Origin of the sequence: Moorena sp. SIO3E8 (assembly GCF_010692445.1) — a bacterium.
Taxonomy (GTDB): Bacteria; Cyanobacteriota; Cyanobacteriia; order Cyanobacteriales; family Coleofasciculaceae; genus Moorena; species Moorena bouillonii.
This window is the reverse complement of sequence record NZ_JAAHHM010000152.1, coordinates 1-13999: the sequence shown is the minus strand read 5'-3', so window position 1 is coordinate 13999 and position 13999 is coordinate 1. Positions and strand designations below refer to the sequence as shown.

General features: G+C 43.2%; 13 protein-coding genes. 6 read left to right on the top strand and 7 right to left on the bottom strand.

Going from position 1 to position 13999, the window contains the following annotated elements; translation table 11 throughout:
• The first annotated feature begins 139 nt into the window (after positions 1-139).
• The 3 genes from F6K46_RS33420 to F6K46_RS33410 all read left to right on the top strand — a co-directional run bounded on the left by F6K46_RS33420 (position 140) and on the right by F6K46_RS33410 (position 1010).
• Positions 140-289, top strand: coding sequence for a hypothetical protein (locus F6K46_RS33420; protein WP_293017506.1), 150 nt, complete (start codon positions 140-142; stop codon positions 287-289).
• 129 nt (positions 290-418) lie between these two features.
• The gene (locus F6K46_RS33415; RefSeq protein ID WP_293051295.1) at positions 419-550 is read left to right on the top strand and encodes a hypothetical protein; all 132 of its coding nucleotides are present in this window, start codon (positions 419-421) and stop codon (positions 548-550) included.
• A 4-nt stretch (positions 551-554) separates the two neighbouring features.
• A complete protein-coding gene (locus F6K46_RS33410; RefSeq protein WP_293017508.1) occupies positions 555-1010 on the top strand; it encodes a DUF3531 family protein in 456 nt (151 codons plus the stop codon).
• Between the two features lie 213 nt (positions 1011-1223).
• Here the strand turns inward: F6K46_RS33410 and F6K46_RS33405 are convergent, their stop codons facing one another.
• From F6K46_RS33405 to F6K46_RS33390, 4 genes are all read right to left on the bottom strand, one after another.
• Positions 1224-1562, bottom strand: coding sequence for a P-II family nitrogen regulator (locus F6K46_RS33405; RefSeq protein WP_293017509.1), 339 nt, complete (start codon positions 1560-1562; stop codon positions 1224-1226).
• Positions 1563-1914: 352 nt separating this feature from the next.
• Complete coding sequence (gene feoB, locus F6K46_RS33400) at positions 1915-3756, bottom strand: ferrous iron transport protein B (RefSeq protein ID WP_293051292.1); 1842 nt, start codon at positions 3754-3756, stop codon at positions 1915-1917.
• Between the two features lie 268 nt (positions 3757-4024).
• Complete coding sequence (locus tag F6K46_RS33395; protein WP_293051289.1) at positions 4025-4819, bottom strand: AAA-like domain-containing protein; 795 nt, start codon at positions 4817-4819, stop codon at positions 4025-4027.
• 408 nt (positions 4820-5227) lie between these two features.
• Complete coding sequence (locus tag F6K46_RS33390; RefSeq protein WP_293051286.1) at positions 5228-5974, bottom strand: PEP-CTERM sorting domain-containing protein; 747 nt, start codon at positions 5972-5974, stop codon at positions 5228-5230.
• 872 nt (positions 5975-6846) lie between these two features.
• Between F6K46_RS33390 and F6K46_RS33385 the strand changes: the two genes are divergently transcribed.
• A complete protein-coding gene (locus F6K46_RS33385) occupies positions 6847-7059 on the top strand; it encodes a hypothetical protein (protein WP_293051283.1) in 213 nt (70 codons plus the stop codon).
• Between the two features lie 139 nt (positions 7060-7198).
• On the opposite strand, the gene F6K46_RS33380 is transcribed toward F6K46_RS33385, so the two are convergent.
• On the bottom strand, positions 7199-9268 hold the full coding sequence (locus tag F6K46_RS33380) for an elongation factor G (RefSeq protein ID WP_293051280.1): 2070 nt from the start codon (positions 9266-9268) through the stop codon (positions 7199-7201).
• A 422-nt stretch (positions 9269-9690) separates the two neighbouring features.
• On the opposite strand from F6K46_RS33380, the gene F6K46_RS33375 reads away from it, so the two are divergent.
• Positions 9691-10656 (top strand): tetratricopeptide repeat protein, encoded by a 966-nt coding sequence (locus F6K46_RS33375; protein WP_293051277.1) that lies wholly within the window; start codon positions 9691-9693, stop codon positions 10654-10656.
• Positions 10657-10680: 24 nt separating this feature from the next.
• On the opposite strand, the gene F6K46_RS33370 is transcribed toward F6K46_RS33375, so the two are convergent.
• Together F6K46_RS33370 and F6K46_RS33365 are read right to left on the bottom strand one after the other, a co-directional pair.
• Positions 10681-10803 (bottom strand): hypothetical protein, encoded by a 123-nt coding sequence (locus F6K46_RS33370; RefSeq protein WP_293085507.1) that lies wholly within the window; start codon positions 10801-10803, stop codon positions 10681-10683.
• 836 nt (positions 10804-11639) lie between these two features.
• A complete protein-coding gene (locus tag F6K46_RS33365) occupies positions 11640-11819 on the bottom strand; it encodes a hypothetical protein (protein ID WP_293051274.1) in 180 nt (59 codons plus the stop codon).
• Positions 11820-11979: 160 nt separating this feature from the next.
• On the opposite strand from F6K46_RS33365, the gene F6K46_RS33360 reads away from it, so the two are divergent.
• Positions 11980-13999: hypothetical protein (locus tag F6K46_RS33360; RefSeq protein WP_293117790.1), on the top strand; the 2020-nt coding region annotated here is incomplete at its 3' end.

The following is a 13999-nucleotide window of genomic DNA, read 5'->3' as shown; positions in this document are numbered from 1 at the left end:
TAAATATGCGGACATCAAAACAATGGTAAAGTCAGGATAACGATTGGGTAGTAGGAGCAATAATTAGTTATACTCTTTGAGGGAACCACAGGAGTGGGGGCGGGGAGATGGGGAGATGGGGAGATGGGGAGATGGGGAGATGGGGAGATGGGGAGATGGGGAGATGGGGAGATGGGGAGATGGGGAGATGGGGAGATGGGGAGATGGGGAGTCAGATAAGCAACTGGAACTCCAAGAGCGCGCTCCATCGCTACTCCCTGCTCCCTGCTCCCTCTCTCACTATTGGTGATTTTTCATAACTATATTTTTCACAACTAGTTGAAAATTGTGATAAGATAGTTTTTGGAAAAAATTCAGGATTAATCAAAAGTTTACTCTCGGATAGTAGGGATTTATGGTAATAACTAAAACTTAGTTATTGTTAAAATATTTGCTTTTAACCGATTCCCGATTCCCGATTCCCGATTCCCGATTCCCGATTCCCGATTCCCGATTCCCGATTCCCGATTCCCGATTCCCGATTCCCGATTCCCTGTTCCCTATTCCCTAACGATATGCAAATTATATTTCGTGAGTTTAACCCATTTGATTTGTGGATTTGGATAGAATTTAGCACTGTTCCCTCCTATCGGGAAAAGGAATATGTGGAAGAATTGTTCAATTCCTGGTTTTTATTAGGGAAATTAGGAGGATTTGATGCAGAAAACCTACCGGTGCAAGAGGTTGGCCTAGAAATCAGCTACATGGAATATGATGATAGAGTAGCGGAAAAGAGTTTAATGGCCTTGATGCATAATCAGGGCGAGTTTGAGTATGAAGGCACTTGGGGGCGCTGCTGGTTTGATTTAGGAACTAGTGATGCGATCGCTCTTGATATTTTAATTAATTCTCTGCGGCAACTTGCCAAAGAATATGTGGAGATTGAAAAATTAATTATTGGTGGTGAAAACGACGATTGGCCAGTGTACGATCGGAGCAAATCAATGTTTTACGAATCTAATTCCAACTAATTCCTACTAATCACTTAGCAAATCGTCCCTGGATTTTTGGGTAAGGGTAATGGGTAATCGTCAAGTACCCATTACCCATTACCCATTACCCATTACCCATTAGCACTTAGACCAATTCAAGTAGGGTGGGCAAAGTAATCTAATCATTAATACTCATTTGAACCAAACTGTTTTTGCCCACCCTACAAGCTACAAGCTCAAGCAGATTAGAGATTAAACAGCCTCTAAATTCCTTTCTCCAGTCCTAATCCGGACAACTTGCTCAATGGGACTGATAAAAATTTTCCCGTCGCCGATTTTACCGGTGTGAGCAGCAGCGAGAATTTTTTCTACTGCCATGTCAACTAAGCCATTTTCAACAACGACTTCTAGCTTTACCTTAGGAAGAAAGTCTACCCTGTACTTTGTACCGCGATACTGTTCAGTTTGACCTTTCTGTCGTCCAAATCCCCGAACTTCAGACACGGTCATGCCAACGATACCAGCATTGACTAAAGCGATTTTGACGTCTTCGAGCTTATAGGCTCGGATAATTGCCTCGATTTTTTGCATTTTCCCAGCCCCTTACTGGGGCTACCACTCCAATTGACTAAGACCAGCATGACACATATACCACGAAAAATAAATTTTTCTGTAAAAAATAATACTTTTGTCATAGGTCATTTGTTAACGCCCATGTTCGTGCCTGCCTTGCTCAGAGAGGATAAGGGGGAATCCCCATTTTTTCGTTTAACTTTTACCATTTAACTTTTCCCGTTTAATTTTTATAGCAATTCCCATCACGAGTGAGGTACACAGGTTTTTTTACCACTCCCTACTCCCTACTCCCTACTCCCTACTCCCTACTCCCTACTCCCTAAAACCCAGAAATTTGTACCTCACCCAATTGAGAAGTGCTATATCTTCAATGAAATCCGAGTGCTAAAGCTCCCTGGTAAAATATCAAGCTAGCTACCCAAGCCAAGCCTAAGGAAAACACTAAGGAAAATAGGGTAAATTTCCATGATTTTGCCTCATTAAATAAGGTAACAATAGTAGTTAAACAGGGAGTGTAGATTAAGCAAAAGATACAAAAACTATATCCTTGGATAAATGTCACTGTATCAGTTATATGCTGACTAACAGCCAGGGAGTTAAGTCCATAAATTACGGCTAAAGAGCCAATGACAATTTCTTTAGCAATAAAACCAAAAATTAAGGCTAGGGTTAAATGGGGATTAATACCAATGGGATTCATGATCGGACTTAAAAATTGTCCAATTTGCCCGCCAATGGTATCCAATCCTGTCGCTCCTGGCGGTAAATTCGTGATGAACCAAACAGCAACACAGCCAAAGGTAATAAACCCAGATGCTCGTTGCAAAAATTCTTTGACTTCTCCCCATCCTCTCAGTAAGACTTGTTTGATAGTCGGAATTCGGTAAGGGGGTAATTCTATAATAAAGGGTTCCTCGTTTTTAAAGACTCCTTGGAAAAGAGCAGCAGTGACAATGGCGGCTACAAAACTAAGTAGGTACAGGGAAAATAATACTAAAGCCCCGTTACCATGGGGAAATACAGCGGCAATGATAAAGACAAATACCTGGAGTCTGGCAGCACACAAAGCAAAAGGAATGACTAGCATAGTTAGCAGTCGCAAGGCTTGCGATCGCATAACTCTAGTTCCCATTAATGCTGGAACATTACAGCCAAATCCCATCATTTGCATCACAAAACTGCGACCATCTAACCCCAACCGTTCCATAAAGATATCCATTAAATAGGCAGAACGGGATAGGTAGCCACTATCTTCTAGAATTGCCATTAAGATAAAGAACAGCACAATTAATGGTACAAAGGAAGCAACGGTAGCTAAACCGTTCCAAATCCCATTAATCAAAAAGTCTTGAACCACTGTGGGTAAGGGTTGGATGACAGGCTCAATCATCGCACCTTGAATCCAGCCAGTCATATTATCCATCAGGTCTTGAGAGGGGAGTCCCACAGTCCAAACTACCCAAAATACCAGGAACATTCCTAAGAAAAACAAAGGTAATCCCAATATCGGATGCAGCAGTAACTTATCAATCCTGGCGGTTAAATTGACTGCCATCTCAGAGGGCATTTCTACCGCACCATTGAGGACTGAATCTATCTCTTTAGTGGAGATAGAGCTATGCTCAGATAAACGAGTTTTTAGATTATCTATATTAATCGATTGTTCTTGTGCCTTTAAAGTTTTAGAAATTTCTAGGTATGCCCTCATATAGCCGTCTCCGTATTTGGCACTAATGAGGAACACGGGCATATCCAAATTATCGGATAATAGTTCTGTGTTTATTTTAACTCCATATTGCTTAGCTTCATCAGCCATATTCAGCATCACAACTGCCGGTAAACCTAGGGAGTTTACCTGCAATGCTAAGCGAATTTGACTATCAATTTGGGAAGCATTGAGAACAAGAATAAATAGATCAACAGCAAAATTTTCTAAAAAGGTTTTAACAATTTTCTCATCATCAGAAAATCCCTTGAGGTCATAAATTCCTGGTAAATCTACGAATTCCGTAGGTTCGCCATTGAGTTGGACATTAGCTTGTAGTAGATCTACAGTAATGCCGGGCCAATTGCCAACGTGAGCAGTGGTACCTGTGATACGGTTAAAGAAGGTTGATTTGCCCGTGTTGGGCATTCCTAGCAAGGCAACTCGCTTAACCCCTTTGGATTCTTCAATGACAGTGGTGGTGGTATTGTGGCAAGAGGTCATAATGTTACTGCCAGATATTTGTTTAAGTTCTGCAGGCTATCGGGGGGCCTTGAACAGTAACGATTATATAGCAATATTTCCGATTACTATAGCAATACGCGCTTGGGTATTTACAAATAATGGTGAGGGATAAATTGCTACAAGCTTTGTCAAACTTGGCTTTTCTATTGCTAGCATGCCTCTTGCTAGCATGCCTCTTGCCTATTCCCAGCCCGTAGCGCTATGGCTATGAAAGCGATTGCTAAAGTATCGCTGATACAAATTGCAGCTAACCATCACTTGATTGTCTGACCAATTCACCAGCCCCCATACTGTACAACTTAAATGCCTGTACCTGTTCCAAGGCCACTGGAACTTTTGCCCTAACCACTGCTTCAAAGGCTACGGCTAAATCAGGCTGAAGGTTCAAACGCACAGTTTGGTAACCCTGAGTTTCTGCATGAGCCAGAATCCTCACCATCAGGGATGTTTTCCCCATCTGTCTGGGTGCTTTAATATGAATAAAAGCTCCTGGTTTAACAATCTCTTCGTAACACCTAAATTCATAGGGGACTCGCTCGACATAAAATCGGGAAGTTAAAGGAACTCTTCCTTCTGGTAATTCCAACTGCTGCGATTGAGGATTGAGGATTTGGGATTTGGGATGGTTCCCATAAGGAACATTTGAGATCTCTTCGCTAGCTGTAGATTGCACCTTCCCTTTGTAGTAAGGCTCTAGTCCCTGTCTCAATACCCCAAGCAGCTCCTGAGTATGACTCGATTCTTGATTGACCTGTCGTCTTTCGAGTACACTACGAAAGTTGGTTTTACTAACTTTTTCCCCTAGTGCCTCTGAGAACAGTTTCCATAATTTAGGGGCAACGGTCTGCTTGATATAACTTGCTGAATAGCCTAACTCTTGAGCGATTTGGTCATAGGTTTTGCGTTGCCCTTGCCAGGATTTTTGCAAAACTGCTCTTTGAATATCACTCAGATATTGCCCTGTGTTGGAAAACACTAATTGTTCCGCAAATCCTAATCCTTCCTGAATATCGATCAGGTATTGTGAGTTAAAAATGGCCATTTACTTTGCACCCTAGATGATTCTTGGCTGCTAACCTGAGTGTGATATAACCATAGAAAACTGCTAGAATACCGGGTCAGTAATCAAAAATATGGGTAGAAGCCAACCAAACGATCATTACCCTTTTGCTGAAATCCTAATTGCTTCGTTCTTTGGCTTGGCCTACTTCGTTATTTAAAATGATTAATATCTCGATGGGGTAGGAGCTAGTCAAGAGTTCGGTGTGTTATATCAAATTCCGTTAGCCTACATTTTTAGTAAGGCTTACGAAAGTTTGCGATCGCGTTTGCAGAAGGTATGGCTTAGGTATAGATTGTGTACAAATTATAGCAGTTCTCAATACCCAATTGAGAACTGCTATATAGTTTGGTAATTTGTTGAGATTGCTAATTTATTGAGACGGCGAGCTTAGGCTTGCTGTTTCTTCTTGCGCTTAAGGGTTGCACCAGCACCGAATGCACCCACTGTCAGCAGACCTAGCACTGAAACCGGTTCAGGGACAGATTTACTGTCTATATTTCTAGTTTCTACGTTTAATGTAAATTCTCCGACCATGTCCAAGTAACGATTTGGACCTATACTCCGCTCACTAACACGGTTTTTCTGTTGAACATTTGGTGCTTGATAGATATAGTCAGTTAGTGTCACGGTTGTTAAACCATCGATAAAGGACAGAGTTCCTGAGCCTGGTACAATACTTCCATCCAGTCCCCGAGTTGAACCACTACTATTGGGTAAAAAGTCTGGATCAGAGTCAGTGGACTGAGCTAAGGCTCCAAAGACTGAAATCCCTGGATTGGTGGTCTCTCCATTGAAAAACAAATTTAAACCGTAATGACTTTGATTACCAAGAAAGCTTCTCCCATCACCATAAATCGTAAATGTATGGATACCTTTTGTTAGTTCAAAGTCGATCTTGCGAGTAGTTGGGTCATTAATGAAATCACCATATTCCCCATCGTTAGTAACGAACAAGTCCCAATCGCGATCAGCACCGGTATCCCAAACAGCTAAACCTGTACTTCCTGATCCATTAGTCAAAAATTCAATCAGTCCAGTTAAGCTTGTTGCTTGTGCGCTGCTGGTAGTTCCTAAGGTGACTAAGGTTAGGCTGGTGGTAGCAACTGTTAATTTAGTGAGTAATTTTTTAGTCATTCTATTTTGATCAGGCTAAGGGGTAAGAGAGGCTAGTCGTAACGGGTGCATCTCATATTTGTAAAAAAGTGGCGTAGGGTGTGTTAGGGACGGGCTCGCCAAGACGCAAGCCATAGCAAGTTTTGGGACAGTCCGTCCCGTAACGCACCACCGCGTCAAATAGCATGCATTGAGATGCACCCAGTCGTAACGGGGATTGTTTGGCCACATTGAACTGGATTGCTTATTTTCAGTATGCAAATCCATATCAAAAAAAAAAATATCTAAAAGTTCGTATAACTTCTTAAGTTGCTTAAATTGGGTAAAGCTCGATGAATTACCAACTTTTTACTTAACGAGTTGGCGAATTAATAAAGAAGATTAAAGTTTGTTATCGCGTTAGCTAAAGGTATGATTTATGTGTAGGTTTTGTATAATATTCCTTAAAGCCAAGCTAAACTGAATGGCACGCTCCAATTGCCCTGAGATTAAGCATGATAGCATGATCGCTTTAATAGCAAAATCAAGCTTCGCTTAGCGTGGCCTACGGCTAATCGCTCTACTCCGACTCCACAAGGGATTGGCTTCATCGTTGCCAGGGTTTGCTGCTGTAGCACCATGGGATGGGAGCTAGGAGCCGCTACTTGAGGTGCATCTTGAGGTGAATCAAACCAAGGCCAAGGTTGCAGAATTTAGGTAAGTATCCGAAAATCCCATTCTCGATCGTGTAGTCTCTAGGAGAATAATCTGGGATCAAGTTCTGCTAATTGGCAGTGTTGGATGGTCAGCACCCCCCTGTTGCCTAGACGGGGCGACCTGACTCAACTGCTATGTTTTCCATAACCCTGATGCTAGGTTAGGTAATTATGGCGGAAAAAGTTGAGGTAATAATTATGCTTATACCCTTATCGATGACTTTAATGATCGCCTCAGTAGCCATATACCTTTGCGTTAAGACTACTGAGGAAATCGTCAAAGTGGCTGCAGCTATAACAGCCTTACTTTGTCTGTTTGTCAGCCTATTTTTTGTTCCTTGGCCAATCAAACTACTGATTTTGATACTTCCCTTTATTATTGAAAAACTCCAGCGGGTAGCCTCTCCCTAGGGATTAGCCATGATCGGTTTAGGCATTAGGCATGATCGGTAATGGTTTTTAAGTACTAGAACCATTAACCATTAACCATTAACCCAACACCTAATACCTAACTCCTAACACCTAACACCTAACCCCTAAGACGATTCACCTAGCTCTTACCATTACCATTACCATTGCCAGTGGTTGCCAGCACCCGATCAGCTAGCTTACCTGGCACTTCCTGGAGATGGTCATAGGTCCAGTTAAAGAAACCGATCCCTAGAGTAAGCGATCGCAATTCCATGATCAAGTTCTGCATTTCTGCCTGGGGGATATAGCCAGAAACACAATCCCATCCTGTCCAATCAGAACAGGTCTGATAGCCCAGGATTTGACCCCGATGACCGGTGATCAATTGCAGCACCTTAGAGGTGAATTCCTGAGGTGCATAGACCCCAACAGACATAATTGGCTCAAGTAACATTGGCTCACAATTGGGCATGCCACCGGTCATAGCTAGCCGTGCTGCTTGTTTAAATGCCTGTTCCGAACTATCTACGGAGTGGTAAGAGCCATTGGTGAGAGTAACAGCCACATCTACCACTGGGAAGCCTAACGGTCCGTGGGACAAGTATTCCTTGACTCCGATCTCCACACCAGGGATATATTGCTTTGGCACCACCCCACCGACAATGCTTTCCGAAAAGTTAAACCCTTCACCCCGAGACAAGGGTTGGATATCAAGGTAGACATCACCATATTGCCCATGACCACCACTTTGGTGCTTGTAGCGCCCATGAGAGGTAGTGGATTTGCGGATACTTTCTTTGTAAGGCACTCGGGGTAAGTGAGTGGTCATCGGTAAGTTGTATTTGCGGCTCATCCGGTCTAGAGCAACCTGAAGATGAATATCTCCCTGTCCCCATAGGATGATTTCGTGAGTGTCTCCATGTTGTTCCCACACCAGAGATGGGTCTTCTTCCAGCAGCTTGGTTAAGGCACCACTCAACTTAACCTCATCTTTGCGCTTCTGAGGAGTAATGGCTAACGCATAGACTGGTTTGCTTGCCTCAGCTATTGGTAATTTAATCTCTGGATTACCCGTATCCGTGGTCAGGGTGTGACCAGTTTTAATACCCTCTAAGCGTCCCAGGGCAACGATGTCACCAGCAGATACTTGGGAAACTGACTGAGTGTGGTGACCAAACATACGGTATAAGCCTCCGGCGCGGACACCATTGAAGACCATGCCATCGGTTAGTTTACCTTGCCAAACTCGCACTAGGGAGAGTTTTCCACCTTGGGGAGTGTAATAGGTTTTGAGTACCTGTGCCACCGTGGTTGATTCATCACCAGCAATGTCCCGACGCTCAGCGGTGCTTTCTGGGGTTGGTGCTTCTCGCAGTAGGGCATCGATCAAGGGGCGAACACCATAATCTTGCTGAGCAACACCTATAAATACCGGTACAATCAAGTCGGCCCCCAATTCCATCTTCAGGTCTTGGACAATTTCTTCTTGGGGTGGCTCAATTTCTTCTAGTAGTTCTTCGAGGAGGTGGTCGTCAAAATCTGCTAAGGTTTCTAGTAATTCTGTGCGTGCTTGCTGTTCTGCCTCTTTCAATGACTCTGGCAGTGGAATCGGATCAGCTGGGGCCTCAGGATGGTAAAGATAGGCTTGCTCGGTGACTAAATCAATAAAACCGGTGAGGTGTTCTCCCTTACCAATGGGGTATTGGTGCAGTACTAAGGGGCGAGTAGAAACTGAATTGAGGGCATCGAAGACGGATCGTAAGGAGTTACCATTAGCATCATCGGTCAACTCAAACCGATCCATTTTGTTAATAAAGACTAAGTGGGGGATTTCCCAGTCGTCGAGAAATTTCAATAAGGGTGCTAAGGTCAGGACGCGATCGCTTACTGGTTCACAAACCACTACAGCCGCATCCACACCAACTAAGGCGTTGTAGGTTTCTTGAGCAAATTCAATGGAACCTGGACAGTCTATAAAATTGAAGCAGATATCTTGATACTCGGTGCTGGCGGCAGTTACCTCCACACTCATTTGGCGTTGCCTGGCCTCGGTGGCACTATCACCGACGGTGTTGCCTTCCTTTACTGTGCCTTTGCGAGAAATCGTACCAGTAACGGACAACAAACTTTCGAGTAGAGTGGTTTTCCCACTGAGATACGGACCAACAATAGCCACATTACGGGTGGCTTTACACACTTTGCCGTTCATAATTTACCCCCAAATTATTTCAATTGGACTTATGCATTGAAGCGGAGCATTAAGGGGATGATCGGGTAGGGAGGTGAGTTTGTTAAAACATGCCATGTCAACGCTTCTCTTACCTAATCATTCTACCTACTTATCTCCTGACTACTGGTTTATGCATAAGTTTTGTTGAGATGGGATCAACGTTATCTGGTTGTGAGATTAGCTTAATTTGGTCTGATCTAGATCGAACTTGCAATGTCTTGTAATGTAAACTACTAAAACTGTTAAGTAAGATAACTCTAGGTCACTAATTTTAAAAAAATATGAATACACGTAACAACTATAAAAAAAAATGTTTCAAAAATCTTAAGGAAAATTTGTTCCCATTAAACTTAATCTTTGTTAACAGAAAAGTCACTGCCAGAGGCTATTTCTGCCTAGGAGTGAGTTCGCTGTTGGTGCTGACACAGCCACTAGTTTCCCACGCCCTAGGGGTTAACCCAGATAATCTGAATGATTCACCAGGGAGACTGAGTAGACATCATCCCCTTACTCGCCCTTACGGTTACAGTACTAGACTAATCGCCCAGTCTCAGTATCTACCAGCACTCAAACCCACTCAACCCGCAGCCCTTGAGCAACTTAATCAAGGACTGGCATTAATTCAACAGAGTAAGGTACTTGAAGCGATCGTGGCGTTCGAAAAGGCAGCCCAACTGAATCCCAAGCTAGCACCAGCACACTACAACTTGGGTCTAGCATTGCGGCAGGTTGGTAAATTGCAGGCGTCAGCCGATGCCTTTTATCGGGCAACCCAGACCGATCCAGAATTTGCTCTAGCCTTTGCTAATTTAGGGGCTGCCCTGTTGGAAGGAAAGAATTTGTCTCAGGCACGGGAATATCTAGAAAGATCTCTGGAACTTGACCCATTACTCGGTGTTGCTCACTATAACATGGGTTTAGTTATGTCCCAGTTGCGAACACCCCAACAAGCGATCGCATCATTTAAACAAGCAATGCAATTTAGCCGTAATGCTCCCGAACCGGCATATCATTTGGGACTGATTTATAAGCAACAGGGCAAGCTAGAGGAAGCAAAAAAGGCGTTTGAGCAAGCGATCAAAATCAATCCTAAATACCCCGAAGCCCACTACAATATCGGGGGAATTTTATTTACTCAGAGAGATTTGGATGGTGCTCTGGCAGCCTTCCAGCAAGCAGCGGTAGCTAACTCGAATTACGCTAATGCCTATTATGCTGCTGGTGTAGTATTTCTGCGCCAAAACCGATTTAGTGATGCTCTGCAAGTCTTGCAGTATGCTAGAGACCTTTACAATAGCCAAGGTAATCCCCAGTGGGGACGTAGGGCTGAGCAATTGATGGAGCAAGCCCGTAATTCTCGTTTTTAGTGGGGTGTGTACCATCAGCACTGGTTAGGTTTGACGACTCCCCACAGATAGATCTGGAGCGTTGCACCTGTAGGGAGATGATTTATGGAGATGGGGAAGATGGGTAAGAATCCACCCATTCTCCTGCTGATTTTTATCACGTTTCAATTATAATTTATTGAACCGATTTTTTAGTATTTATTGAACCGGTTTTTTTTAGTGTTTTTTATGATGGGATTTACCGATTTTTTTTTATTTTTTAAAAAAGCTTTAATAAAAATTAAACAAGTTTTTTTTTATAGTAAAATTATCCAAAAAAATTGAATTATTATTTCCTGAATTGATTATTAGTGGTATTTTAATTATTTTCATAAAAATTTTATAGATATTGTTTTAGTGTTTAAAAACAAATCAAACACTATTATATCACATTTTCAGTTGACTTATAGGGCTAACAAACTTAAAAAGCTTAAAATGGATTGTCCTTTATATGGAAAAATTTAGGTATTTTATAGGCTACTACTAGTCTAGCTTGAATTTTTTGCAGATTATTAAAAGTGTAGTAACGTTGCGAGACCTTGAGTTGAGTGGATAAGACTGGGTAGGGACGGTTAGCCTAATTTAGACATTATCAAAACCCGATTCCTACTACCCACTGCTCTCTCCTTCAATTACGGTTAAGACTACAGCATAGTATAACTCATAAAATTTAGCCACACTGAATACAAAAAACCCCTGATGGGCGGTTGGGTGCCCCAGGGGGATGCAGCAAAAGGTTAAAACTACCATATACAAGAGTAATCGGAAATCACAGTAAACCGTATCCGCAAAATCTCGGAAATCTCTCAGCCACTCGCAATAAGGGCCTACGAATAATTACGTAGTTGCCTTATCCATGGTTACTATCGGTTTATTGTTTACTAATATTCACAGCCATCTGAGAAACCAGTAACTTGGGTCGAACTAGGGAACTGGCTCCTATTACACACCTAGTTCAGGGAATCTCAACGGAATTGAGTTGCTTTGAGGGCAAATCCGACTCGAAGGGCGTGTTCCATGTGCTTTACCCTTTGGGGTTTTCCAGCGTTTTGATCCTGCCGATACAACTTGTCTAAGCTAAGAATGAACAGAGTGAGTATGATTAATGTAGTGGCCAAATTGCGAGCAAATACTAAATCAAACATGAATATATCCTGAATGTATGAATCCCTGGGCGTTCTGAGCCCCATTGCCCATGATTAAAAATTGTGAAGTGCCGATGTTTAATTTAGGGTTGACGCTCAGGTGTACAGTGTTGGTTGTTGTGTAAGAATTGAGGCCAATCGCTACAATTGGTGAAATCTGGTGAAATCTCGGAAATCTCGTCACTTACTAGTAGCTTCTTTTGTCGGGTGGCTGAATCTTCCCATGAATAGCAGTAGAGTGGGCATCCTGCCCGCGCGAAAATCTATTGAAACTGGCAAGATGCCAGTTCTACGCAAGATGCCAGTTCCACCAAGATGCCCATTCCACCTCACTCTTAAAATCATTCCATTATTAAGCAATGCTTTCTTTGTCGCTGGTGCTATCTTGGGCTGTACTCACCAAGTTATACCGACGGCACCAGCGCTACAAGCTAAACCAGTTATTAGCAGATCTGTTACTGATCTAATTCATATTGAACCCTTACCGATTGCGACCAAGTATAGGAATCAGTGGACTCCTGAATTAGAATCAGAATTCTGGGTGCGAGCCAACCAGGCCATTCAGTACTACGGTGGTAAAGGTTATGGCAACAACTACGGGGAAAATGAGAAGCGGTCTTATCCCTATGCCATGTTTGATTTTATTGTTGGCAATCGGGAGAAAGCCCTAGAGTTTCTGCAATCAGAAGATGCCCAAGCTGAAGATAACCAACACACTGAGGGTATTGACTACTATTACGCTTTCACCCTCAAGGGACAAATCCGAAAATACTTCTTCTTTGGGCAATTTCTCGACCCGACCTACAAACAACGAATGTTTGATGGTGCTAAAACCTGGACAGAAACAGACCCCAATGGACGTCCTCACCCCATTTATGGTAAGGGAAAAGGTGGTGATGGTTGGGGACCCGATGTGCGAGGAAGTTGGGTGGATGGACGCAACACGGACAATCTCCGGGCAATGCGAGAAATTGCCGTTTATCTGATGGCGGAGGAAACCGGAAATGAAGAGACTAGGCGTCTGTATAAAAAGAAAATTCAGCGCTATGTCTGGGCGCTCTACAATATTGGTATGGGAGAGTGGGACTCAGAGACTTACCATGGTCACACCTTTGCGGCTTACCTAAATCTCTACGACTTTGCCAAGGAGCCGGAGGTGAAACAACTGGCCAAAGCGGCTCTAGATTGGATGTCAGCGGCGGCAGCAGTGAAATATTATCGAGGTGGTTTTGGTGGACCGACTAAGCGGGATTACGGCAAAAGTAATGTGGTCTACGGAGCCAGTGCTGCCCGTCTGTTCTGGCTTTATTTTGGGGATGTTACCTTAGTCAATCCTAAGCCAGAACGGGATGTGATTCACGTAATTACTAGCGCCTATCGACCTCCCCAGGCGGTGGTAAAGTTAGCTCGTAAGCAGTTTCAGAAGCCTGTGGAAATCCTGGCGAGTAAACCAGTCTACGAAAATTGGAAACCTGGAGGTGAGGATAAACCAGGATATTGGGAAACCACCTTTTTTGGTCATACCTATCAGTTGGGGAGTTTGGCGGGTGAATTCCCCGATGGTGATGTCGGACCGTTCAAGCTAATGGCATACAATCAACAGCGGGGTGTGGATTTTTTTGTTGCTAATACTGGTGGTGATTGGGTGAAGCCAGGAAAAAATCAGGGAGACCAAGTTGGGCAATACCGTAACCTAGTTCTTTGGTTAAGACCAGCAAAGGATAGACCATTCTTTTTCCAATTGCCTAAGACGGCTCAAGCAGAAATAGAAGACGGTATTTGGTTCTTTAAACTGGAAAAAACCTGGTTAGCGATTCGCTCGATTAATTTGGATACCTATACTGAGGTGGCTATACCGAACCAGAAATTCGCCCAGCTCTATAGTCAGGAAAAAACTCTGAAGGCAACACCCCTAGGCAATAGCTATGCTGGCTTTGCTCTAGAAGTGGCAGAAGAGGAATCTCATGGTAACTATGAGGATTTCAAACAGGCAGTTAAGAAAAAAAGTCAGTTAGATTTACAGGAAATTTCCATCGGTAAAGTGCAGTGGATTGGTAGCACTGGTGAGAGTCTTGAACTGACCCACAATCCTAAAAATGACTTGCCAAGTCTGACGCGAAATGGTAAAGACCATGACTGGTCAAAACACATTGACCTGTACAAACCCGTTAATGGGAATA